A 25,175-nucleotide genomic window follows, 5' to 3' on the forward strand; every position below is an offset into this window, starting at 1 on the left:
TATATCTATCACTACACATAATAGGTTTTAGTATAAATTAGTAATATGCATCCAATCATATACTTACTTAACCTGCTACTAGATCTTTACAGCTTCATTCTAATATGCTCAGTTGTTTTCGATTTGTTGGTTAAATTGAATGTGGTTAACATGTATAATGAGATTGTAAGCAGCATAATGCAAACTTTAAACAGACTCACTTATCCTCCACTAAAGGTTATCAGAAGGTATATACAACCATTCAATGGATTAGATTTATCCGTGATGATATTGATAATAGCAATTCACTTTGTAAAATATACAATTACTTATTACTTTAAGTAGATGTTAAAAAAACAGCTAAAATCAGCGATATACCTGTTATTCTTAATGTATATATATATATCGGTTTTTAGCTATAATTATAAAGATCCATCCTTAAATACATCTACAAATGAAGAAGTAACAAATTTAGGTGGAATAGTAGGTTCATATTTAGCTGATATATTAGTTCAATTTTTTGGACTCGCTAGTATTACAATAGCTACAACCATAGTTTACTTTTTGATATCAAAAAGGCTGCTGAAAATTCTCTATTTAATATTAATCAATTTAGGAATATGTGCTACATTAGAGCAACTTTCGCTCGGTATCACTACTAGGTACATGCACAGTGGAATAGTCGGCAATACTCTAATTAGCCACTGCCCGTTTTACATATTCACAGTAGTAGTATCAATAGGTATTGTAGGATTGATTGGTTGGAAGAGAACGGTTTATTCTTTGCTTTTCCTATGTAAAAAAATATTTTCCCTTTTTACAAAGGTTCTGTTTTTCAGGTTACGTAAAACTACTGATTATTCAATAGCACCATTAGTAATAGAGGGAAAATATAGAATCATTAGACAACAACCAAAAGAAAGACAGAAGAAAGCTACCGAAGAGATTTTTAAACCACCTTCTAGCGAGTTTGAGTTTCCAAGCATTCACTTACTTTCTAAAGTGGAAGAATCTATGCAGAGAAAACAGTTGAATGCATTAGAGAGCAATAAGAATTTATCTCTGCTCGAACAGGTGCTGAGTGATTTTGGCGTGCAAGGAAAAATTATAAGTGTATGTTATGGACCGGTTGTGACTTTATACAAACTTGAACCACAAGCAGGTACAAAATCTGCAAGAGTGATTGGTCTTGCAGATGATATTGCACGTTCAATGAGTGCACTTTCTGCACGTATTTCAATAATTCGTGGACAAAATGCCATGGGAATAGAATTGCCAAACAAGGAGCGAGAGATTGTGATGCTGCGTGATTTACTTGAATCGCCAGAATACCAAAATGCAAACTTAAATCTTCCAATTGCGCTTGGCAAGGAAATAAGCGGAAAACCAGTTATTGCAGATCTGACTAAAATGCCCCACTTGCTTGTTGCCGGAACTACAGGGTCAGGTAAGTCGGTTGCAATTAACACGATGATTCTGTCGCTTGTTTATCGACTAAGTCCTGATGAATGCAAGATGATAATGATCGATCCAAAAATGCTTGAGCTTTCAATATATGATGCAATACCGCATCTAATAACACCAGTGGTAACAGAGCCAAAAAAAGCTGTTATTGCTCTTAAGTGGAGCGTGAAAGAGATGGAAAATCGCTATCGTATGATGTCATATTTAAATGTGCGGAATGTAATAAACTATAATCAAAAAATTACAGAAGCGATGAATAGCGGAATAGAATTGGAACGTGTTGTACAGATTGGCTTTAACTCAACAACTGGTAAACCTTTGTTTGAAAAAATACCGATTAAAATGGAGACATTTCCGTATATTGTGGTGATTGTAGATGAAATGGCAGATTTAATGCTTGTTGCTGGCAAAGATATAGAATGCTCTATTCAACGTTTAGCTCAGATGGCTCGTGCTGCAGGGATACACATCATAATGGCAACACAACGCCCATCTGTAGATGTGATAACAGGTGTGATAAAAGCAAACTTTCCAACGAGAATTAGTTTTGCTGTTACTTCTAAGATAGATAGCCGTACAATACTTGGTGAACAAGGGGCTGAACAATTGCTCGGTATGGGTGATATGCTTTATATGGCCTCTGGTGGTAAGATTATTCGAGTTCACGGTCCATTTGTAAGTGATGATGAGGTGCAAAATATAGCTGATCATCTAAAAACGCAAGGTGAGCCAAACTACATGGAGGAAATCACTCAAGAAGATGAAAATTCTTTCGCGGAATCAGAAGGTGAAACAGAAGATGAAGAGAACGATCTATACAAGCAAGCAGTGGCCATCATTCAGAGAGATCAAAAGGTTTCAACTAGTTACATTCAAAGGCAACTTAGAATAGGCTATAACAGAGCTGCAAATATTGTTGAAAGAATGGAGAAAGAAGGTATTGTCAGTGCTCCGAGTTACTCAGGAAAGAGAGAGATATTGGTAGAATAATTGCTAACTTAAACCAAGGAAAGTTATTTTAAGATCAATGTATAATGATAGTTAATTTAATAATAATTTAAACATTGGGAATGTAAAATTATAATATATTAATTAGCTAGGGGGTTAAAATGGTAAAAGGAATTTTCCGCAATTGGTTAGGTATAACAGAATTGCAAGAAAGTCAAAAGATAGATGCTGAGAAGTTTGAAAAAGTTTTTGGTGAATTAAAAAAATGGCAAGAAGCTCAAAAGATAGATGTTGAGCAGTTTGAAAAAGTTTTTGGTGCATTAGAAGACAAGATTGGTACTGAGCAGTTTCAAGCTATGCAAGAGCACTTAAGCGGCTTGCAAGAAAAATTTACAGGCTTAGAAGAAAAAGTAGAAACATTTGCAGACATGGTAGGGGGACAAGAACAAGCAATATTAACTTGTGCCATAGTCAGTGCTGTTGCTGCAATAGCTGTAACTAGTTTTGTTGCATTCTGTATCTATCAGGGAGTTAAGCTTGATAAAGAGAAGAAAAACGACTTGTCTCAAGATATGCCAAGCGGAAAGTTTAATAATGTGAATGATACCGAAAAACTGAAGAATAACTTACAGCAAGGAAGAGTGTAATGCTCTTTTTGAAAGGGTGTTACGTAAAATTTGTAACACCTTAAATTTCCTTTAGATTATGTAGGTTTTGGTAGTAAATTTTTTAGAAAGATGTTTGTATTATAAAGTTGGTAGAGATTCTGATTTACTTAAAGCTCGTTAATTGTTATCTTCTAAGGTACGATATTCATTATAGTATGTTCAAGTTCTTTTCTAAGATTTTATTTATATTAATTTTTGGGTTCTTTGCTATACATAACGCTGAAGCTAAGTCTAAAGTGAAGCTCAGTAAAAGGTACATACCTCCTGGTAACCCTGGTGGTGCAAATTTTCATGTAGATGAGGATTTTGCTGAGTCGTATAAATTATACGAAAAGCGTAGGGCGCTCCTTAAGAAAAAAAAGTTACAAGGTCAAATTAATGCTAACATAAATAAAGAAGATCTAATCAAAAAATTAAAAGAAAAAAAAATTGCTAGCCTTGATAATGAGCCAAACAACGTGGGAGCTTGCATAGTTGAAGATGAAGAGGATGCTATGATCAATCAGCATGGTATTAATCTTGCACGTTTAAAGGGTGCTGTATTTATAGATCAAGAGCCAGTTTCTCAGTATGAAAGTAAGCAGCATAAAAGTGAACAACAAAAAGGGAAAAATGTTACTTCAACACGAGAAAAAAAAGTTTCCCCTATAAATGTTACTATAAAAGAAAGTCCATCAAGAAGAACGTGCTCTCATGATTCTATTACTGACCTAAATAGAACACCACAGCATAGTTTAAATGGTTCAAGTTCATTTGGCAGTGTAGTTGACACAGTAAAATAGTGTCACGATTAATAATATGCTAGATAGAGACCTGACATTGAGTGATGATGCATATGAGTCATCGCCGGTTTCCAGGCATAAAACTCATGCTGTAAAAGTTGGACAAGTGAAGATAGGTGGAAATAATCCTATAGTTGTTCAATCCATGGCACTTGGTACACATATAGATTCTGACAACATAAAAAGCAGTGCTCAGAAATATGCAAAAGAAGTAATAGAACTAGCGCATGCAGGTTCAGAGTTGGTGCGAATTGCTTTGAACTCAGAGGAAGTAGCAAAAACAATACCTTATATAGTAGAGGAAATAAATAAAGAAGGCTTTGATGGTAAGATATTAGTAGGCTGTGGACAATATGAGCTCTACAGGCTGATTCAGGATTATCCAGACAACATTAAAATTCTGGGTAAAATTAGGATAAATCCAGGTAATATAGGCTTTGGTGATAAACGTGATGAAAAATTTGAAAAAATTATAGAGTATGCAATAACGCATGATCTTCCTGTCAGAATTGGAGTAAATTGGGGTAGTCTTGATAAGTACCTTTCACAAAAATTAATGGATGAAAACTCCTTGTCTAGTAATCCAAAAACTTCTGATGTTATATTACGTAAGACGCTTGTAATGTCTGCTCTTGGTAGTGCAAAAAAAGCTGAAAAGATTGGCCTTAATGCAGAGAAAATAATCATTTCATGTAAAGTCAGTAGAGTGCAGGATTTAATTTTAGTTTATACGGCACTTGCAAAATCTTCCAATTATGCGCTGCATTTGGGTTTAACCGAAGCTGGTATGGGTAACAAAGGCGTAGTAAATACCACAGCAGGGCTTACTTATTTATTGCAAAATGGTATTGGAGACACTATCCGGGCTTCTTTAACTCAGCGCCCTGGTGAATCACGCACTAATGAGGTGGTAGTATGTCAGGAAATACTGCAGTCTATAGGTTTGCGCTACTTTAACCCTCAGGTGAGTTCATGTCCTGGTTGTGGACGCACAAGTAGCGATCGTTTTCGTATATTAACTAAGGAAGTAAATGGCTACATAAAAACTCATATGCCGGTATGGAAGAAAAATAATCCTGGTGTAGAGTATATGAAAGTTGCTGTTATGGGATGCATAGTAAATGGTCCTGGAGAGAGCAAACATGCAAATCTGGGGATCAGCCTGCCTGGGTATGGAGAAAAACCTGTTTCAGCAGTCTACAAAGACGGCAAATATTTCAAAACTTTACAAGGTGATAATATTTTTGAAGAATTTAAGGAAATTATTAGTGATTATGTGGAGAAGCATTACACATAAGCCTTTCACAAGTTTGTACTTAGACTACATTCTGTTTAGTGAACGTCAAATGAGACAATAAAGAACGTAAATTTAAAAAATAGATAATAGGGTTTCTTCTGCCTTTTTTTTATATGGTAAATTTCTTAATATTTAGATTGGCCCGGAGTAGTATAGAGATGTTATTCCAGTATCAAGGACTGAAGTTTCCTGATCTACAATATTTGTACAGTTATGAAATAGATGCAATTTGACATAAAGGCTTTACTTTTTGAAATTTTGGGTTACGTTTAATTTAACATATTTCAGTGGGGAATTTATTGTAAGTAGAAAGGAAGCTTTAAAAATATTAGGTTTTGAATCAAGCGATGTGCCCAGTGAACAAGAAATTAAATCAGCGTATAGAAAATTAGCCTTGAAATATCATCCTGATAAACATTCAGAAGCTGTAAAGAAACAAAATGAGGAGAAATTTAAAAAGCTAGGTACTGCATATGAATTTCTCACTAAGGAAAATATAGAAGGGGTTAAAAATCTAACTGACGAAAATTTAAATGAAATTAATTCACCTGGAGATTTGAGGTTTTACTTATATAGAGCTCTATATAATCAGGATATAAAATTTCTTGAAAAGCTTTTTTCCAAATTCAAAAGCAGTAAAGATGGAAGATTTGGTGATTACATCAATGAAGAACTTATTTGTATTTACTTTCCATTATCTATTGATTTAATGCAAGCCAAAAATTCAAGAGATTATAGTATTTTGAGACTTCTTTTAGAAAATGTTGCTGACCCTAACATAAGGCTACTCAATAATAATGAAGCTTCGTTATGCTATTATATGGTTCTCAACGACAGCAGAATTGTAGAGTTATTGTTACAATATGGTGCTGACCCTAATATGGTAGATAGAAATGGTAAAAATCCGTTGTTTGAAGCGTTTTTGTGTGATGATGATCATACTATGGAAATACTTTTGAAATATGGTGCTAATCCTAATATGTTAGATGAAAATGGTCGAGGTCCATTATATCAAGCAATCAATTGTGACAACGATAAACGCGAAAAATATTTAGAGTTGCTTTTAAAGTATGGTGCAGATCCTAATCAGAAGGTTAATGGCTCCAGAGTTATAGAGTGTGCTCCATATTTCACTAATAATGGTGTAATGAATTTGATTAAAACGCTTACTCTGCCATACGGTAGCAATGATAAAGTTAAAGGGTTGATGGCTGAATACGGTGGAGTTGATAGACGTTATCTACGTGATCAAGCAATACTGACTTGTTGTTGCTTAATCGTCGCTTCTGCTACTTTTTAGTATAGCTTCTCCTTTGCGCTATGTACCGACAGCAATATTTGCACTTGCTGCATGTTTTTTTATTAAAAATGCTGTACATGCTGCATTTTTTGCAAAAGAACCTTCTACTGAGTTTACCGAAGCTAGAGGCTTGTCCAGGGATTAGTAAAAGGCTATAATACCTAAAGTTTTAGTACTGGGTAAAGATGAGAAAAAAGCATCCAGCAGACCTAAGTCAAAGGGAATGGACAAGAATAGAAAGCTATTCCAGAGTATCATACAGGAAAGTAAGAAAAAAATATACTATAGTTAAAAAAATGTGATGGGATACCAAGGAGAAGATTTAAAAAATCATATAAAGGAAGAATATGGTATGGATATTGAGATTGTCAAAAGGCCTTCATGTAGGTTCTAAGTCAACAAAGACACACCGCCTTAGCTACTACCAATGAGGGATTTAAAGTACAGCCAAGAAGGTGGGTTGTAGAAAGGACTTTTGCTTTAGGAATAGAAGACTATCGAAAGAATAAGATTTACTCACTGAAAATTTCATATATCTGGCTATGAGTAGAGTTATGTTAAGGAGAGAAATATGCTTGAGTTTATCAATTCCCTGACAAGTTCTAATCATTAATGTTATACACGTTCTTTTCTTTTTCTATTCTCTCTTGTTCTTCAATACAATACATAGCAAGCGGATTAGCTTTAAGTCTTTCGACTCCTATTTCTTCTCCCGTTCCATCGCAGTAACCATAAATGCCTAATTTTATTTTTTCCAACGCCTCCTTAATTTTTTCTTTTCTATCTTTTCGGCGCTTAATTAATTCTCCATTTTCACTATCAGAATAAATACTACTATCTTCTAGATCTTGTTTCTCCAGTTCAGAGAGTATTGATTGTAACTTTAAGCTAAAGTATTCCAGTTGTTTTACGTTCATATATTCTTCATTTTCTGAAGGAACGTAATCTTCCGGTAACTTTATTTTTATTAATTTTTCCATAGCATTATCAATAAAATATATTAAAACTTATATAACTTGTAAACACAAAAAATTATACTACCCTCAAAGTAAACACTATAATTTATAATAAACATTTAAAATTCTGGTATGATTAGTTTGGTAAAAAAATTAGTAATAAATGATAATAATCTTACTTATATAGTATGTATTTTTATTATAATGTTAAGTTTATCTTCATATACACTTGAAAACAACAGTAAACAAGAAATCATATTAACATTAACATGGATATGTGCTACATTTGTTTTGCAGATCTCTACAAATAATTTATTTACATCTGATTATCATGATGGAATATTAGAGCAAATCTTTTTACAGCCACTCTCTTCTAGGCTGATAGTTGCTTATAAAATCTTCGCTCACTGGTTGTTATTTGGGTTACCGATTTCAGTGATTTCTTTCATGTTCAGCTTTGCAATTCTAGGCAATAATATTGAACATTCAATAGCAGTTGGAGTGTCTTTATTATTTAATACGCTGATAATCATTAATATTTCAGCTACTGGAAATGCATTGATGATTGGTCGAAATAACTTAGCATCAGGAGTGTCGCAAATTCTTGTTTTGCCAATGATAATGCCAACTTTTGTATATTTCAAATTGCTAACTCAATTTGAAAATTTATCCTTGAATATTTATACACTACTAATCACCATCTTAATTTTTGTCATTTTAATTGTTAACAGCACTATAACTACTCACATAGCATTAAAATTTGCTGTGGAGCAGGATTGAAAAAACTTACTAGTTATTTACTTGTATCTGCTTAGTTAAGGGTGTTAACTTAAGTAGAGATGGAGACATTAAACTTCTTACATGAATTGAAGAGTTACAGCGTGTGAAACCATTATTGGATTTCAGACTGGCTGGTTATGCAAGAAATCTAATATCTATCGAAGAGTCAGAAACTTTTATAACTTACCTTTAATCAACCTAACCCATGCGTGCCAATCTCTCTCACCAAGATTGCTTTCGAAAGACAGAAGATCCTTTACGGCTTTTGAGCAAATTTCTTCACTTGGAATTGACAACTCCCTATTCATTGCTAGCGTCAGGCATTGAGTTTTACAAGCTTGTTCTAAGTGATACATATAAAACATTGCTTCTTGTATAGTCTGACCACATGTTATAGATCCATGATTGTGCATTAACATCACAAAATTTTCTTTCAAATCAGCTATTAATCTTTTTCCTTCTGTATCATCAAGTGCCAGGGAATTATAATCATGGTAAGATAACTTATTATAAAAGTGCAGCGCCCACTGACTTATTGGGAGTAATCCATCCTTGAGAGAAGAAACTGCTACAATAGAAGGTGTATGTAGATGAAAAATTGCTTGAATATCTTTCCTTGCTTGATAAATGAAGCCATGGATTACATAGCCAGTTTTATTATATTGATATTCTTTGCCTTCAATTATATTCCCATCAAACGATACTTTCATCAATGAACTTTCATCTACTTCATAAAAACGTATACCAAAAGGATAAACATAAAATGATTTTTTATCTTCAGAACGTACAGAGAGATGAGTATACGTATGATCATCTAATTTAAGATAAGATAAAATTTGATAGGCGTTAACTAGGTCTCTTTTCAACTCACTATTTGTTAATAACATAGCTCTTGACTAAAATTTTCTAAAGATTTATACGTAAAAAAAGTTTATTACAAACTAAAAGGTGAACCTACGTTAAAATAACTTGCCTTAGGTGATTAGAGTTTACATTTCTAGATTACATAGTATTTTAACTATAAAAACGACTTTTTATGTAATATTTCATATGTTTTAAAGCCTTGTTTTTATGTTATTATAATTGTAGGTTTTAATATTAAAAATAATATGATAAACGTTGACATAAAAAAACAGCTAACAAAATTTTTCATATATATCACTGGTCTTCCAGGAAGTGGTAAACTTTCTACAGCAATAGTATTATCTAGTATGATAAATGCAGTAATTGTAAGTGGACTTGAATATAATCAAACTTCCAAAGAAGCTCGAGATAGAATATATAACACTACACATGTTATGTTTTAGGCAATAGAAGCCTATCCTATTGACTCAAAAAATTATATATTTGTTGATGAATTAATTAAAAATAATGATTACAACATAAGAATATATAACTCAGTAGTAGAACTTAGTAAAAAAATGAGCACAAAAATCCTCCCTATAGTACTTAGGTGCAATCCATTGATATTACAAGAGCGTACTATATCAAAAAAGCAAAGAAAAAATAGGAAGGTTACTAATATAAATAGTATTAAATTTAGGGAGGAAGATTTATTTGTACCACAAAATGCTATAGAGGTAGAAAATTCAAATATGAGTATAAAAGAAGTAGCAGAAGAAATAGTAAGTCAGATGTACAAACTTGGCCAAATTAATAGTGTTTACGCAATAGGCAACGATTTCATATACTGAGGCTCATTTAAATATAGAGCCTCAACTCCATTTAATTTTTGTTTATTTTTTAGTCTATAACGGACTAATAGCCCTGCATGGCTAGCATCCAACTTTGGTAAACTGCAATCCATATATGTAATGCAGTGCGTTTCAGGCTGGAGTTCACTTACTAAAGCAGGATTTGATAGCGGTAACAAATTGAAATCAAATAACTGCGTATAAAACTTTTGATCATCTTCGATTATAGCTTTAATATTTTTTTTGCTATTTGTACAAAGTAGCGATATTGCATATGCTTGAGCTTCCAGCGCACTAACCCCATATAACGGCTTATTTGTAGCAAGATTTATACCTTGTGCAGTTGATATACCAACTCTGATTCCAGTAAAACTTCCTGGTCCAACTATCACTGCTAAATGGTCTATTTTATCGTAGCTGTAATTATGCTTATCAAACAAAGTATTGAGTATTTGAAAAAATGATTCTGCATGACTGTTGTTTGCAGAATTGCGTTCTACAAAACAATTACCATCGTAATCAATTACTGCTATTGAACTACCAGCACCTACAGTATTAATTGCTAGAATGGACATCACTTAAGCTTATCATAGAGCTTTGTAAACATCATAGTGAACGCACCGTTACCCATAACATTTGCTGAAGTTATTACTGGGTCAAACACTATATACAATGCTGTAATTAATGAAAGCATCTCTGGGGAGAATTTAAGATACTTCTCAAGAACAGGCAACATTACCATAATCCCTCCCGCTGGAACTGCAACAATAGCAAATTTAAATAACAGAAAGTAGAGAAGGAAAGTCACATAGTCTGTTGCAGACAATGCACCACCAAAAGTCATTATCATTGATAGTATTATAATAAAAAAGCAATCACCTACTAAATGAAAGCTAGCAGTTATTGGCACAACAGACGATGCTATATCATGCTGCTTTACATTTTTTTTGCTTCCTTCAAGAGTAAGCGGCATAGCTATATTACTAGACATTGTGCTCATTGAAGTAATAAATGAAGGTATCATATTGCCTATACTAGCTATCCAACTTGTGATCTTAAATGAATTTGCTGCTCCATATAAGAGAAAAACATAAAGGTAGGTTGCAGATGATATAATAATAAAAATTATTGAGTAATCCTTAAATATTATGGGTAAAACCTGATCATGTTCCATTTTTAAAGCAAGACCAAGTACAAACATTGGAATAATTGGCATCAAAAATGTCTTCAAAATAAAGAGAGTTAAATCTGACATTTTGTTCGAGAGCTCTTTGCTTTTTTTTGGTAATATTGTGGATACTAATATGCTTAACACAAATCCACAAGCAAGGGCATAAAAATTAGAAAGCAATGCAGGTATCCTAAATGACCATAAAGGAACAATTGTTTCTTCATATGTTATATCTTGTATTGAATAAGTGTTTTGTGTGATGAAATGCCCAACAGAATAAGCTATTAAACTTGAAGCTAGATTCGACAAGAAAATCGTTATAATAAGTAACAATATAAACTTTATAGCCGACTGCTTAAGATTGTTAACACTACTAAAGATTAATGCAAAAACAATAAAAGGCATTATAAATAGTAAGATCTCTTTTATACTAAGGCTTATTGAATACAAGAAGGCTTTCACTTCCATTGGAACTAGATGACCAAAAAATACAATCGAAGTGATAACAGCAAGTAAGGTTAGTAATTGTAACATATTCTAATATAGCGATATCCTATGGAAATACATATGATAAATTAGCTGCTAAGTAAAGTAAAACTGCCTAAAATATTTGCATTACCTTCTAGTACTTGAATGAGATTTCAAATTACAACGTTTCCACAAAGTATATAATTAACATCCACACCTTTGGTCAAGTTCCATTCACGCTTTATTACATTATATTCCATACCAGTCATATCTTGTAGTGTTACATTGTTTTCCCTTAGATGATTTGCAATTTCTGATGGCTTGAGAAATTTATTCCAATTATGTGTGCCTTTTGGCAGCCAGTTTAATATGTACTCTGCGCCGACTATTGCAAGACAGAAGGATTTAATAGTTCTATTTATCGTCGATATAAAAATTAGCCCTTCTGGCTTCAACAGCTCTATTGCTTTTTTCATGAAAAACTCTAAATTATCGACATGTTCAACCACTTCCATCAACAAAACCACGTCATACTTCTTGTCATTGCTTAGCTCTTCAATGCTAGTGTGTGTGTATTCTATATTTAACCCTACTTTCTTCGCATGCGACTGTGCCACTTTTATGTTTTCCTCACATACATCTATTCCCGCAACGCTAATACCAATACGCGCCATTGACTCTGACAAAATGCCACCACCACAACCAACATCGAGCAATGATAGTTCTTTTAAATCGCATTTTTTTAATTCTTTTATTTTCTCAACGATGTATGATACTCTCACAGGATTCATCATGTGCAATGGCTTGAATTTGCCATTCTCATTCCACCATTCACCTGCTATTTTAGCGAATTTTGATATTTCATCTTCGTTATAAGTTTTTGTGTTTTTTTTCTTGCTAATATTGCTAAGTTTATCAAGGCGTTCTTTATGTCTACTTTCTTTTGAAAATTCTGTTTCGAGGAATTGTTTGACTATGTCTTTTGCTAATCCACTCGCAGTAAACCCTGCACCAAGACAAAGTATATTCGCGTTGCCATGCTCGCGAGCTAATTTTGCGATCTCAACACTATTACATAAAGCAGCATAGATTCCTTCAAAACGATTTGCCACAGTACTCATGCCCAAACCTGTACCGCAAATTAATATTCCATAATTTGCTTTTTTGTTTGTTATATCTTCTACAACTTCAGCAGCATAGTCAGGGTAGTCTACACTCTTTTGTTCAGCAGTGCATCCACGGTCTATCACTGTATAATCTAAAGTTTCCAAGTAAGCCTTTATTTCTGATTTTAGTTCATAACCTGCGTGGTCTGAAGCAACTGATATCACATCTGACATATAAGAAATTGCAACTTAAGGGTATTTATATGGGTAATTTATTTTGAGCTTTTTGTCAAGCTCTCCTGATCTTTCTGAATAAATTTCGAGTCAGATATGCATAAATTCTATATAATTTTTATCCTACCACTACTAATTCGGTAAAATGGATCATATAGATATTATAAAGTCAAAATTATTGTTGTCCGACATAGTAGGAAAAAAAGTTAGGTTAATAAAAAGAGGAGATAGTTTTGTTGGACTCTGCCCATTTCATAACGAAAAAACTCCATCTTTTTCGGTCAGCAATGTTAAGGGCTTATATTACTGTTTCGGTTGCTCAGCTCATGGTGATGCGTTTGAATTTATTTCACAAACTGAGGGCTTAAGTTTTAAGGAAGCGTTGGAAAAATTGGCATCTGTTGCAGGTGTTGAGTTACCCACAAACCTCAGCTTTGCTAAAGAAAATGACAAACTGTTTTCAGCACTGAATTTAGCTGCAAATTGGTTTACACAAAAAAATCAGGGAGTTGTAGGTTATTTAAAGCAACGCAAGATTTCACTCAAAATCATAGATAAATTTAGAATAGGTTATGCACCAAGCTCTGGTTTGAGAGAATATTTGAACTCTTCAGGTATTGAAGACAAAATTTTGGCTAATGTTGGGTTGATAAATAGAAATTCTCGTGATTATTTCTATGATCGACTCATGTTTCCTATAAAGAACATTGCAGGAAAAGTTATTGGCTTTGGTGGACGTGCGTTGAGTTCTGATCAACAACCAAAATATTTAAATAGCCCAGAGAGTCAGCTCTTTAAGAAAAGAGAAAATTTATATGGATTAAACTTTGCTTTGAGTGAAATACGCAAAAAACAGCATCTATTTGTTGTTGAAGGATATATGGATGTAATAGCACTACATCAAGCGGGAATTAGCAATACAGTTGCTCCGCTTGGTACCGCAATTTCTGCAGAGCAGATAAAAAATCTATGGAGATTTGCTAAAGAAATTTCTATCTGTATGGATGGCGATAGTCCTGGATGTCATGCTGCTATTCGAATTGCAGAACTTGTTCTACCGATACTGGAGCCTGGATACACATTGAAGTTCGTGACTTTGCCAAGCAACAAGGACCCATACGATATATGCAATGAACTAGAATATAAGACGGAAGATGTACTATCCGCTTTTAACCGCTCAACAGAACTGCACTCTGAATATTTATGGCATCACATAATTGGTAGCAATTTGCAAAATTATGAAAAATTTGCTCCGGAAAAATATTCAATTCTTGAGCACAAATTCATGAAATATGTCAATGCTATCGGTAACAGCAGTATTAGAAGGTATTATAGAGATTATTTTTACAATAAGGTCAGTGAATTAAGAAGAAACTTTAAAAAGCTGATTTTTAATAGCAAAGCAACAAAAGGTGAGTATCTTTACAATAAATCTCCAGAGCTAATTGAAGCAGAGCAAAATCAGGCCATAATTTTGCGTATAGCCGTAGAATTTCCTGAAATCTTGAACCGTCCTATATTTTTTGAGCAATTTTCTCATTTCGAATTTACTAATGAGATGAAAAAATTACAACAGTGCGTAATTAATATGGTAACTAATGAGAGCAACTTTAATAAAGAAATTCTGCTACAGGAGTCTAGTGTTATAAAGTTTATATTTGAAAAAACTAGCGTACTAAATAGTCAATTAAGTGAGAAGAGATCGGCAGAAACTGTCTGGAATAACATAGTATTACGGAAAGAATTAAATGTATTACAAGAAGAAAAAATTAAAGCAAGGCTGGGCGGTAATTTTGACTTAGAGGAAAGGCTAATAGAACAAATAAAGCAAATAGAGGATAGTATACAAGAAATGCAAATGGAATTTATTCAAAAGTAGATGGCTTAAGATGTTCAAAATTATTAGAAAAACACTGTATTAGTAGTTGCTTAAAATAGCTTATTCTAGTATATTTTCAATTTATTTAATTACGACAAGTGTTTGCATTTCTCCCTCTCATTATTTTTTTAACCTTATATCTTGGTAGTGGTACTTATTTTTCCTTTATAGGACTTGACAATCCTCTTCATCAAATTTCACCGTTAGTTTGCTTATTACCAGCATTATTTTTTGCTATTCTATTCAATAAAAACAAAATTCAGCATAGCGTTGATACTCTTATAAAAGGTATGGGGAATAAAACTACTCTTACCGTGTGTTTGATTTTTCTCCTTGCTGGGGCATTTTCTACTGTTACTCAATCGCTTGGTAGTATAAATGTTATTGCTAGCTTAACTATTTGCTTTCTTCCAGCACAATTATTACTTCCTGGAACGTTTTTAATTTCTGCGTTTATTGCAAGTGCAATAGGCACATCAATCGGAGTTATTGCACTTATAACACCAATAGCTGTGAATCTAGCACAAAATGGAGCTTTTGATTGTGCGGTGGGCGTTGGAGCTGTGATAGGTGGGTCTATGTTTGGCAGCAACCTTTCAATGATATCTGACACCACTATTGCTGCTACTTCTTCACAAGGAGCTTCAGTAAAGGATAAAATAAAACTCACTTTCAAGACAGGATCTGTTACAGGTCTTATAATACTTATTTATCTAGTAATAATTTCAAATAGTACAGAAGTTGTTTCTATCTCAAGTCTGAATTATTTATCCATAGTCAAAATTATCCCTTATATATCTTTAATAATTATGGGTTTATTTGAAATAAACACACTGGTAACATTAGCTGTTAATATGGTTGTTGCTGGAATATTAGGAATAGCTTTTTTTGATTATTCTATTATTGATTATTCTCATGATATATGTAGGGGTTTTAATAAGATGAATGAGGTAATGATATTTATTCTTTTCAGTAGTGGATTAAGCCACTTAATGTACGAATACAGTCAGAAAAAGATAGATAAATTCACCGATGAGGTGAATCTCACAAGAAGTCAAGCTGAACTTATGATTGCAGGAATATCATGTATGTTTACTATTTTAGTTTCCAGCAATGTTGTTGCTATTTTATTAACTAGTAATATTGCGAAAAGACTTGCACAAAGATATAACATTGCACCACACCGTAGTGCGTATTTATTAGAAATATTTACTGCGATCACAAAAAGTATCTTACCTTATGGTTCTCAAATATTGCTAGCAAGCAGCATTGCCTCTCTTTCACCTATTGCTGTACTGACAAAAGTATATTATTGTTTTGTTTTTGCAGCAGTTGCAATAAGTGAAATAGTTATTAACGGCAGACGTCATGCGGTTTTAGCTTCTCAACTATCATAAATATACCACAACTCTTTCTGTAGCTTTGTGTAAGTTATGCTAACCATGGATGGCTTTCTTGCATAGTACTAACAGACATATGGTTTGAGAGTATCATTATAGGGATTTGGTATTAATAATTCAGGAATACTGGGAACATATAAATTCATAAAGGGTTTTGAGTTTTTTTGCTCTACCAAATGATCTTTACGAACTTGTTATTTATTATAAATGCAATAGGAAATACTATATGAGATATGATAGTAAATATAGGTCCTAATAGGAATACAGATTACAAGAGATAGGCAATGGAATTACAAAGAGTTTGCAAATATTAGTTATTATTTGTAGAATATAGAGAAATTAGTAGAGATTTTAATAGTATGCCATCCATTACTTTTATTTTACCTGATGGAAGTAAGAAAAGTTATGAAGCTACAGAGGGAGAAACTCTTCTTAATTTAGCCCATAGAAGTGATCCAGATCTGCTTGAAGGTGCATGTGAAGGTTCTCTTGCTTGCTCTACATGCCATGTGATTGTTGATCCAAAATTTTATGATGTTGTAGAAACACATAATCCTATATCTGATGAGGAGAATGACATGCTGGATCTAGCTTTCGGTTTAACAGAGACATCGAGGCTTGGATGCCAAATAAAAATCACAAAAGATATTGACGGTTTGTGCATAACCGTGCCCAGGGGTACAAGAAATATATCATTAGATAAATAAGAGGATAATGCGTAAAATTTTTATCTATATTCTCATCTCCTTACCTTTGTTTATTCCTCTAGCGTATAGTGGTTTTTGGTATTTTTCTGCATTTAAGGTAAAAAGTCTTTTAACTGATTACATTAATGACGAAAAAGTTGATATTTCCCATGATTTTAAGGGGTTTCCTTTTAACCTAGTTTTTCGTGTAACGAATCCAAAATTTTCTAATGAGCAATTAACTGTTTCATCTGAAGCTTTAATGATAAAAAACAGATTATTTGATAAGTCAGTATATATCTATATACCAAGCAATAAAGTAAACATTGCTGTCCGTAGTGATGAGAAAAAGAATATAAAGTGTCACACACACGTGAGTAGCCACTTTGTTGTTAAACTAAATGATTTACTATCTTCATTAAAATTCAACAGAAATAGCACTGTAATAGACTATATAGATACATTTCGTTACGAAGATTATGGATTAAAATGTGATGTTTTAGAAAATCAGCAAAGTGTTATAACTGAAGTGAATGATAAAAGTAATTACATTCAATTTCACTTTGATAAAGAACTGAATGAAAATACTAAACTAGAATTTGATTTTTATACTTACCGTTATAAACATACTGCAAGTCCTGAAAATTACCTTAGTGTCGACGCTAAATTAGATTATGAATTTGTAAACCATATTTCAGCTTCTAAGATTAATTTCAACATAGAAAAATTTTTGATTGAGAGTAATAACTTTTCTATTGCTGCAAATGGTGGGGTAAGTAATTACAATTTAGTTACATCTTCATTTGAAGATAAAATCAATGTAGCCATATCAAATTATAAAGAATTAATTTCGTTTGTGACTAATGATTCAAAGACTGCAGATAAATTGGAAAAATCAATATCTTCCTTATCAGAAAAAATCACTAATAACGACATTCAATTTTCAATAAAGTACGACAATAATGTAGGTTCAGGCTTTATTGGAAAATTATCCACTACTGATTTTATCACTCAATTCACCAAGAATGAGAATAGTAATTAGCTTACTTTTTACATTGATATTCCATTTAAGCATAAATGCTTTTACTTTGGATGATAAACTAAGAGACGAAAGCATGGAAGAGCGAGCAAGTAGCTTATTTGCAGTAATAAAGTGTCCAGTATGCTCTGGTGAATTATTATCCGAATCTGAGTCTCAAGTTGCATATGGTATGCGTAAGACAATTCGCAAGAAGATCAGTGATGGATATACTAACGAGCAAATAGTTTCAGAGTTAAAAAATTCTTATGGAGATTCAATTATCATTGTACCACCTGTAAAATCTAGTACCTACATTTTATGGTTTATTCCTTTTATAATTCTTCTTATTGGATGTTTTCTAATACGAAAATCAGTTCAGAAAATAGATAAGGTAGTAAAAAGATAACTATAGAGTAAAAGTGAGTTTACAACAAATGCAAGTAGCTACTATACGAACATTTGAGTTTAGATCAAAGATTGTAAGGTTAAATCTTCCATCAAAATAACCACACACTCTACCTGCTTATCTGGGTAGACTTCTTGCACTAAGGTTTTATAGATCAACATTTGCTTTTTTATTTCATTTGATGAGGAAATAGAAACATTATGGTGTGATTTATAGTCAATTATGATTGCTTTGTCTTCTGTTATGCACAGTCTGTCTAGCCGCACTAATACTGGTTTTCCGTCAATTGTTCCACTAAGTAGAATTTCTGATTTGCCCTCCAAGTCGAACAGGTAATCATATTTTTCATTAAAGGTTAATATTTTGCTGTAAATTTCATCCTTATCTTCACTAGTGTTTATGCTATCAAGATATTTCCTGACCCAATTTTTTCTCCTGTCTTTCTCTATCTGGGGCATATATTGCAATATACTGTGAATTATTAAGCCTCTTGCATAGCTGTCTGTCATCCCAATGCTCCTTTTTGTCATTCCAGCATTCTCATCTGTCATCCCAGTGCTTGACAATGGCTTTTTTTCTCCAGGTTCCAGAGTCACGTGCTGCAATGAAATTGATAGGTTTGATGGAGGTGAAATCACTGGAACATCAAAATAATCACGTTTTTTATAAATAGAAGGGTAGTTTGCATTCATGCATAGCACTTCAACTTTTTCTTTAAATATCGGCTGTAAGTATAGTTTTTTCCTCTCATATAATGCTCCATATTGAATAACTAGATCATACCAAGAGCCCTTTTGCACTGGCTCTTTGCCTAAAATGTATAACTCATCTTCAGCACGCGTAAGTGCCACGTACAGCAAACGCAAATATTCGTTATAATCCTCTAGTTTTTTCTCTCTTTTTACTTGATTACAATAAGCATTACTATTTTTGCCACACCAAAAAGGTGCTTCCGTTGCATCAAACAAAATATTTTCGCTGTTTCTTGGTACTGTATTTGTGTCAACTAAAAACACTATTGGAGCTTGTAGACCTTTTGATTTATGAATTGTCATTATTCGTACAGCATTGAGTTCTGATTGCATATCGTTTTTAATCTCAGGATTATTTTCTTTGATCCACTGAACAAATGCTTGAAGAGATGGGTGCTCAAATTGCAATATGAGGTTCATAAATTCGTCTAGAATCTCGAAGCACTCAAGACCTAGCCTTGCAGCAAATTTCTTCTTGCCTGTGCGCAATATATGCGTGAATAGTGTAAGGGGGGATTCTGTCTGAGATAAATTAATTAGATAGTTTAATTCATTAGAGATAATCTCCTGATAATCTTGAAGTTTTTCCCACAACGACTGTTCTTTACGATCGTATGCAATATTGAATAAATCATCCTCAGTGAAGTTAAATAGCGGTGATTTTAAAACATTTGCAAGAGCAAGATCATTTGCCTGGAGGAGCAAAAATTCAGCTAAAGCTATTAAGTCTTGCACAGCTATGTAATCCATAATTCTAAAATAATCTCGGCCTATAACTGGTACATTTACTTTTTTTAGTTCACTTATTATGTAGTCAACTAGCGCATTTCGTTGCCGTACCAAAATCATAATGTCCCTTGGTTCTATATGGCGATCTTTGGCGACTAAAATCCGCCCTTCGTTTAACCAATTGTGAATTCTTTGGGCTATTGCCTGAGCAAGTAATCGATCCTTTACTACATAATCTTTCCTCTGTGTTAAATGAATTTGTAAGGCTTGCTGCTCTTCCTCTTCATATCCTGGCAATAACGGCCAAATTTCAATGTATCCTTGATCGTTTTCTCTATATGGAATATGTTTTATCTTGTTATCATTGAAAGATATTTCTTCACGAAAATTGTTAAATATTCTGTCTACAAGCATCAAAACTTCTGGAGTTGAGCGAAATGACTTTTCAAGTTGACATGATACCCAATCTCTGCCACCGGTTTTCGTGTGAAAATATTGCTGCATGTAATTAAATAGATGGGGATTTGCTCCTTGAAATCTGTAAATTGATTGTTTTACATCGCCAACAACGAATAAAGTTCTCTTTTCGTCACCACCGGTAAAAAATTCATTGCAGAGATTTGTTATAATTTTCCATTGACTGATACTATTGTCTTGTGCCTCGTCAACAAGAATGTGGTCTATTTTTTGATCTAGATTAAACAATATCCAATCTTTATAGCCTGGATTGCTAAGGAGATTTGTTGCTAAATTGATGATATCATCATAATCAAGCAGTGCATTCTTTGATTTTTCACTATTATATAGATCAACATATACTTTAAATATACTAAGTAAACTACTGGTTCTTGCGAATATTTGATAAGAATTTATATCCTTTACATGGGTAAACAATGCATTTTGAATGCTTTCTATCATTTGCTCTACGTCTTCAAATTTTTCCAAAGCACCCTTTGTTATAATGGATGATATGCTCTTTTTTTCGTACGATTCTGATTTGAGAAATACTTTAGCTAAGTTCTCTATCTTGTTGTCATCCCAGTGCTTGACACTGGGATCCATATTTCTTTTTTTCTGGATCCCAGTGTCAAGCACTGGGATGACAACATTTGGTACGGACGATTTTGTGCTATTACACCAATCATAAAGTATCGCACTGTAACTCTGATCTCTTTTGCTGCCCTCACTTAATATTTTAGCTAATCTTTTTATCTGCTCAATCGTTTCACTCTGTAAATCGTGAATCTTATCTGGGGCACTTAGTTTATCTTTGATATACCCTAAATTATTTTCTAGAGCTGATCTCTTTATACATAAGGTATAGAGCAAATCACTCAGCTTGTTTTCATCAATTTCAGCTGCAATGATATTTATATCGTCCTGCACAGTTTCATTATGAAGCGTTTTTTCAAATACGATGGAATGCAATTCTTTACATTCGCTCAACGTACAATTTGGAGCGATACCAGCTTCTGTAGGAAAGCTGGAGATTAATTTGTAACAAAAGGCGTGTATAGTTTGAATATTAAGACCAAGATTTTCCAGTTCAGAAAAAAGCCTTCTTGCTCTTGTTAAATAATCTTTATTTTCTCTGGTCACACACTGGGCTAATTGTTCTAAATCTGCGACCAATATACCCTCTGGACATATTGCCCACTTACTAAGTGTACTGTAAATGCGATCCTCCATTTCATTTGCTGCAGCATTGGTAAATGTTAAGCAGAGAATATTTCTCTTATTCTCTAATAGAAGTCTTAATACTCTGTCTATTAAGATCTTTGTTTTACCTGTACCAGCTGATGCACTTACCCATACAGAGAAGTTAGGATTTATGGCATTTGATCTCATTAGGAGTGTATAAGGTTTGACTGAAGTGGCATTTCAAGTATAGTAAATAAGATAGTGTTATTGAAGATATACAGATGGAAAGTTTTTGTGTAAAGGCTCCTGCAAAGATCAATCTTTTTTTACATATTATAAATAGAGAAGAAAGAGGGTATCATTTAATTGAAAGTTTGGTTGTCTTTGCTAAACTTTCTAATTTTTTAGAGATAAAAGTAGGAGAAAAAAACTTTAGATATGATAACTCTACAGTTGAATTTGTAAATTCTGAGTTTAGAATAAATTATCGATATAATACTATAACGAAAGCAGTGATTCTACTGCTTAGGCATGCTCCTGTACGCACTAAAGTCACTGTGAAGGTTGTAAAAAATGTACCAATTGCTGCGGGATTTGGTAGTGGTTCCTCAGATGCTGGAGCTGTGATACGCATGCTAGGAGAGCTTTGGAACATTGATAGGCAAATTTTAAATGATATAGCTTTAAGCGTTGGTGCTGATGTGCCTGCAAGTATAGATAGTAAGCCAGTTTTTGTCAGAGGTGTTGGTGAGGAATTATGCCCCATTAAACAATGCTCTTTACCCACAAGTCTGGTACTTGTGAAACCGAAAAAAAAGTTTTTGAATACATCAGAAGTATTTTCCAAGTATAAAGAGGATTTCTCTCAGCCAATTAAGTGGAGTGATAACACTGAGGAGAATTTGTTAGAGCTTCTTAAAGAGACAAAAAATGACCTGCAAGAAGCAGCAATAAGTCTTGTACCTGAAATTCAGAATGTAATATCAACACTAGAGTCACAAGAAGGCTCTATACTTTCTCGTATGTCAGGTAGTGGTGTAGCGTGTTTTGGAATGTTTGATAGTGAAGAAAGTGCAAAAGCTGCAGCGGCAAATATCAAAAAGGAATATCCAGAATGGTGGGTGTGCGACACGGAATTAATAGTTTGATTTATGCCCTTAATTTCCAAGAAGAAAAATCTTATAGATGGTTACAGGGAAGAAAGATTTTGGGTAAATAATCAAGAATATCATAGCTCAATTATAATTTTTCCTGAAAAGGTGATTGAATTGAAAGAAAGTGATATAAATAACAAGGAGTATTTTAAATCTTTTTTGACAGAGGAAATAGAGATTTTGATAATAGGTACTGGTAAGATACGCGATTGTTCAATGAAGTCTTATCTTATGGAGCAAAAGAATTTAAATTTTGAATTTATGACGACGGGTTCTGCATGCAGAACCCATAACGTTTTAATATCTGAAGATAGATTTGTTGTCAGTTATCTGATAGCATGTTAGAGATATTTACACAGAGTTTTTTTATAAACAGTCTAATTGTGGTAATTATGATTAGCCTAGTCACAGGAGCTCTAGGGTCATTTATGATATGGCAAAGGTTATCGTATTTGGGTGATAGTTTGTCCCATTCTTCATTGCTTGGTATTGCACTTGCTTTGATCTTTAATATCAGCCCATCAGTAAGTATAATGCTCATTGCAATTATGTTTGCTATACTACTTTCTCTTAATTTTAATAAATTATACTCTGCTGATACGATATTGAACATAGTTACCAATGTAGTTTTATCATCGAGTTTAATACTTATGTCTTTTCTTCCATCAGGTAATAATAGTATTATTAGCTCACTTTTTGGTGACATATTAATGATTGACCAAAGTAATATAATATCAATTTTTCTAACCTCCGTAATAGTTACTTTGATATTAATATTTAGATGGCGCTATTGGCTGATGATTTCGATTAATCAAGATTTGGCAACAGTTGAGAAAGTAAATGTTAATTTTGTTAGGCTAGAATTTTTGATTATACTCGCTATCTTTATTGCAATTTCTGCTCAATTAATAGGAATATTACTCATTGCTGCATTTTTGTTAATACCTGCTGCATCAGCAAGACTCATTTCAAAAACTCCAATGCAAATGATTATTGTTGCAACAGTTTTTTCTGTGATTTCTGGAGTATCAGGTTTGATATTATCTGCAAGTTTTGACTTATTAACTGGACCTGCAATTATACTTATCGCAGCTGTGTATTTAATCATTGCTTATTTTATAAGATTGGTGTTAAGTAGATCGACTTAATTTTGGTCTCGGAAGTTCATAATTCATTAACAAATGAGTGTAACTATCTGAGCGTAAAGTAGTTTTTGCTACGTTGTTTTTATGTGCTAATTGTTAATTTGTGGAGTGAAAGATATGGCCGAAGGATTTTTTTCTAGATATATAGGACAGCCTATAAAAAATTTTTATAATTATGTTACGGGAAAGAAAGAAGTGTCTGATGATATGCAGAATACAGCAAATCAAGAAAGCTCAGAATTGTTGGAAACTGATGTGCAATCAAATGATGTACCACCAAGTAGTGATAATATAATATAGATGGCATGAGAATCACGCCATCTAAAGTTAAAAAATTCCTTGAGAAACCCGATACTTTAAGTGGTGTATTAATTCATGGGAGTGACAATAGTAAGGTCGATATTTTTGTACAGGAAATAATTGCCAACTTGAATGAGTATTCAGTTCAGGTGATGGATTTTGCAGTAGTGAATAAGTCGCCTGGCTTGTTATTTTCCGAGTTGGCAAACATTTCGATGTTTACTAAAAAAAGGTTAGTTAAGCTGATAAATGTCAGTGGAAGTATATCTAAAGAGTTAAGAAACATATTGGATAATAATATAGGCGATCATTATATAGTAATGATAGCAAATGATCTTCCATATAGTTCTACAACTAAAAGTTATATGGAAAGCTCAAAAATTTTCGGTGTCATTACCTGCTATAAGGACAGCGGTAGTAATCTTTGTGATATTATATCAAGTTACTTGAAACAAAATGATATAGAGTGCACAAGTGAGATAATCTACCACTTGCAGTCTTATTTTAATCATAGCAAACTGCCTATATATTCAGAGCTTGAAAAATTAGTTTTATATCTAGGAAAAAGAAAAGATCTTAAACTTGCTGATATAGATCTATGCTTTTCAACCTCCGGCAATGATTATGTTACACTTGATAATCTGTGCTCTGCAATAGTGAGTAAAGACATGGGACAATTCATCAAAATTTCCGATGTATTGATATTACAAGAGAATTTTTCACCGATAGCATTAATCCGTATTATATCAAATTATTTTCTACGGCTAGAAAGCGTTTTGCTGTTAATACAAAATGGAATGAATGAACAAGCTGCAATTGACCAGCTGAGTCCTCCATTGTTCTTCAAACAATTGCAGAGTTTTAAATCTCATTTGAAAAGTTTGCAACTTTCAGAACTTAAGAAGATCTTAGAAAATTTGATGAGCTTGGAAGTGACCTGTAAAAGAACTGACTTGGACCATAAAATGATCTTTCAGCATGAGATTAACTATTGGTGTTATTCGTTCAGCAGAGTAGTAAAATAAGGTAGACGAGAAAAAACAACTAAATGTTGTCATGAAAGTAGCTGACACTGGGATCCAGAAATATGGGATATGTATAGAAGTTATTTTAAAATACAACGTTTTGGCGAGATTATGGATTCCAGTGTCAAGCACTGGAATGACAGGAGCAGAAACTGGAATGACAAGAAATCTAATATTTGCACGTTTCCTG

At 33.1% G+C, this 25,175-nt stretch carries 23 protein-coding genes and 2 pseudogenes; 19 read left to right on the forward strand and 6 right to left on the reverse strand.

Going from position 1 to position 25,175, the window contains the following annotated elements; genetic code table 11:
- Positions 1 to 45 precede the first annotated feature (45 nt).
- The 7 genes and pseudogenes from JKF54_RS05850 to JKF54_RS05880 form a co-directional block, all read left to right on the forward strand.
- Complete coding sequence (locus JKF54_RS05850) at positions 46 to 324, forward strand: YggT family protein (RefSeq protein WP_211908014.1); 279 nt, start codon at positions 46 to 48, stop codon at positions 322 to 324.
- A complete protein-coding gene (locus tag JKF54_RS05855) occupies positions 325 to 2,433 on the forward strand; it encodes an FtsK/SpoIIIE family DNA translocase (RefSeq protein ID WP_211908016.1) in 2,109 nt (702 codons plus the stop codon).
- A gap of 119 nt (positions 2,434 to 2,552) precedes the next feature.
- The gene (locus JKF54_RS05860; RefSeq protein ID WP_211908018.1) at positions 2,553 to 3,038 is read left to right on the forward strand and encodes a hypothetical protein; all 486 of its coding nucleotides are present in this window, start codon (positions 2,553 to 2,555) and stop codon (positions 3,036 to 3,038) included.
- A gap of 176 nt (positions 3,039 to 3,214) precedes the next feature.
- Positions 3,215 to 3,841 carry a TRP75-related protein gene (locus JKF54_RS05865; RefSeq protein ID WP_211908020.1) on the forward strand — a complete coding sequence of 209 codons (627 nt, stop codon included), beginning with the start codon at positions 3,215 to 3,217 and terminating at the stop codon, positions 3,839 to 3,841.
- A gap of 16 nt (positions 3,842 to 3,857) precedes the next feature.
- Positions 3,858 to 5,138, forward strand: a complete 1,281-nt coding sequence (gene ispG / locus JKF54_RS05870) for a flavodoxin-dependent (E)-4-hydroxy-3-methylbut-2-enyl-diphosphate synthase (RefSeq protein ID WP_211908022.1) — start codon at positions 3,858 to 3,860, stop codon at positions 5,136 to 5,138.
- A gap of 349 nt (positions 5,139 to 5,487) precedes the next feature.
- Complete coding sequence (locus tag JKF54_RS05875) at positions 5,488 to 6,438, forward strand: ankyrin repeat domain-containing protein (protein WP_369800744.1); 951 nt, start codon at positions 5,488 to 5,490, stop codon at positions 6,436 to 6,438.
- Between the two features lie 269 nt (positions 6,439 to 6,707).
- Positions 6,708 to 7,034, forward strand: a pseudogene (locus JKF54_RS05880) (IS5-like element ISWpi1 family transposase); the annotation flags it as partial.
- A 6-nt stretch (positions 7,035 to 7,040) separates the two neighbouring features.
- Here JKF54_RS05880 and JKF54_RS05885 read toward each other — a convergent pair.
- Positions 7,041 to 7,418, reverse strand: a complete 378-nt coding sequence (locus tag JKF54_RS05885; RefSeq protein WP_007302671.1) for a TraR/DksA family transcriptional regulator — start codon at positions 7,416 to 7,418, stop codon at positions 7,041 to 7,043.
- A gap of 108 nt (positions 7,419 to 7,526) precedes the next feature.
- On the opposite strand from JKF54_RS05885, the gene JKF54_RS05890 reads away from it, so the two are divergent.
- On the forward strand, positions 7,527 to 8,174 hold the full coding sequence (locus tag JKF54_RS05890) for a heme exporter protein CcmB (RefSeq protein ID WP_211908024.1): 648 nt from the start codon (positions 7,527 to 7,529) through the stop codon (positions 8,172 to 8,174).
- Between the two features lie 176 nt (positions 8,175 to 8,350).
- Here the strand turns inward: JKF54_RS05890 and JKF54_RS05895 are convergent, their stop codons facing one another.
- Positions 8,351 to 9,061: a class II aldolase/adducin family protein gene (locus JKF54_RS05895; protein WP_211908026.1), complete on the reverse strand. Its 711-nt coding sequence runs from the start codon at positions 9,059 to 9,061 to the stop codon at positions 8,351 to 8,353.
- A 222-nt stretch (positions 9,062 to 9,283) separates the two neighbouring features.
- On the opposite strand from JKF54_RS05895, the pseudogene JKF54_RS05900 reads away from it, so the two are divergent.
- Positions 9,284 to 9,868: pseudogene (locus tag JKF54_RS05900) on the forward strand (adenylate kinase family protein).
- Here the strand turns inward: JKF54_RS05900 and tsaB are convergent.
- From tsaB to ubiG, 3 genes are all read right to left on the reverse strand, one after another.
- Positions 9,838 to 10,443, reverse strand: coding sequence for a tRNA (adenosine(37)-N6)-threonylcarbamoyltransferase complex dimerization subunit type 1 TsaB (tsaB, locus tag JKF54_RS05905; RefSeq protein WP_211908027.1), 606 nt, complete (start codon positions 10,441 to 10,443; stop codon positions 9,838 to 9,840). The pseudogene JKF54_RS05900 and the gene tsaB overlap by 31 nt on opposite strands.
- Positions 10,443 to 11,573, reverse strand: a complete 1,131-nt coding sequence (locus tag JKF54_RS05910; protein WP_211908028.1) for a cation:dicarboxylate symporter family transporter — start codon at positions 11,571 to 11,573, stop codon at positions 10,443 to 10,445. Before JKF54_RS05910 ends, tsaB begins: the two co-directional genes overlap by 1 nt.
- Positions 11,574 to 11,680: 107 nt before the next feature.
- Positions 11,681 to 12,847: a bifunctional 2-polyprenyl-6-hydroxyphenol methylase/3-demethylubiquinol 3-O-methyltransferase UbiG gene (ubiG, locus tag JKF54_RS05915; protein WP_211908029.1), complete on the reverse strand. Its 1,167-nt coding sequence runs from the start codon at positions 12,845 to 12,847 to the stop codon at positions 11,681 to 11,683.
- A gap of 145 nt (positions 12,848 to 12,992) precedes the next feature.
- On the opposite strand from ubiG, the gene dnaG reads away from it, so the two are divergent.
- The 5 genes from dnaG (at position 12,993) to JKF54_RS05940 (ending at position 18,239) form a co-directional block, all read left to right on the forward strand.
- Entirely contained in the window at positions 12,993 to 14,726 is a 1,734-nt protein-coding gene (gene dnaG, locus JKF54_RS05920; protein ID WP_211908030.1) for a DNA primase, read from the forward strand.
- Positions 14,727 to 14,824: 98 nt separating this feature from the next.
- On the forward strand, positions 14,825 to 16,123 hold the full coding sequence (locus tag JKF54_RS05925) for a Na+/H+ antiporter NhaC family protein (RefSeq protein ID WP_211908031.1): 1,299 nt from the start codon (positions 14,825 to 14,827) through the stop codon (positions 16,121 to 16,123).
- Positions 16,124 to 16,485: 362 nt separating this feature from the next.
- Entirely contained in the window at positions 16,486 to 16,833 is a 348-nt protein-coding gene (locus JKF54_RS05930) for a ferredoxin family 2Fe-2S iron-sulfur cluster binding protein (RefSeq protein ID WP_211908032.1), read from the forward strand.
- A gap of 7 nt (positions 16,834 to 16,840) precedes the next feature.
- The gene (locus JKF54_RS05935) at positions 16,841 to 17,854 is read left to right on the forward strand and encodes a hypothetical protein (RefSeq protein WP_007302682.1); all 1,014 of its coding nucleotides are present in this window, start codon (positions 16,841 to 16,843) and stop codon (positions 17,852 to 17,854) included.
- Positions 17,838 to 18,239, forward strand: coding sequence for a cytochrome c-type biogenesis protein (locus JKF54_RS05940; protein WP_010401557.1), 402 nt, complete (start codon positions 17,838 to 17,840; stop codon positions 18,237 to 18,239). Before JKF54_RS05935 ends, JKF54_RS05940 begins: the two co-directional genes overlap by 17 nt.
- Positions 18,240 to 18,298: 59 nt before the next feature.
- Here JKF54_RS05940 and JKF54_RS05945 read toward each other — a convergent pair whose 3' ends face one another.
- A complete protein-coding gene (locus JKF54_RS05945) occupies positions 18,299 to 21,568 on the reverse strand; it encodes a UvrD-helicase domain-containing protein (protein ID WP_211908034.1) in 3,270 nt (1,089 codons plus the stop codon).
- Positions 21,569 to 21,642: 74 nt separating this feature from the next.
- Between JKF54_RS05945 and JKF54_RS05950 the strand changes: the two genes are divergently transcribed.
- The 5 genes from JKF54_RS05950 to holA all read left to right on the forward strand — a co-directional run bounded on the left by JKF54_RS05950 (position 21,643) and on the right by holA (position 24,985).
- Entirely contained in the window at positions 21,643 to 22,509 is an 867-nt protein-coding gene (locus JKF54_RS05950; RefSeq protein ID WP_211908036.1) for a 4-(cytidine 5'-diphospho)-2-C-methyl-D-erythritol kinase, read from the forward strand.
- Positions 22,510 to 22,512: 3 nt separating this feature from the next.
- Positions 22,513 to 22,860, forward strand: a complete 348-nt coding sequence (locus tag JKF54_RS05955; protein ID WP_211908037.1) for an Mth938-like domain-containing protein — start codon at positions 22,513 to 22,515, stop codon at positions 22,858 to 22,860.
- Positions 22,854 to 23,663 carry a metal ABC transporter permease gene (locus tag JKF54_RS05960; RefSeq protein WP_211908038.1) on the forward strand — a complete coding sequence of 270 codons (810 nt, stop codon included), beginning with the start codon at positions 22,854 to 22,856 and terminating at the stop codon, positions 23,661 to 23,663. The genes JKF54_RS05955 and JKF54_RS05960 overlap by 7 nt, the downstream gene beginning before the upstream one ends.
- Before the next feature lie 114 nt (positions 23,664 to 23,777).
- The gene (locus JKF54_RS05965) at positions 23,778 to 23,960 is read left to right on the forward strand and encodes a hypothetical protein (RefSeq protein ID WP_015588477.1); all 183 of its coding nucleotides are present in this window, start codon (positions 23,778 to 23,780) and stop codon (positions 23,958 to 23,960) included.
- 5 nt (positions 23,961 to 23,965) lie between these two features.
- Positions 23,966 to 24,985: a DNA polymerase III subunit delta gene (gene holA, locus JKF54_RS05970; RefSeq protein WP_211908039.1), complete on the forward strand. Its 1,020-nt coding sequence runs from the start codon at positions 23,966 to 23,968 to the stop codon at positions 24,983 to 24,985.
- The last annotated feature ends 190 nt before the right edge of the window (positions 24,986 to 25,175 follow it).

This window comes from Wolbachia endosymbiont of Spodoptera picta, from assembly GCF_018141665.1.
Taxonomy (GTDB): Bacteria; Pseudomonadota; Alphaproteobacteria; order Rickettsiales; family Anaplasmataceae; genus Wolbachia.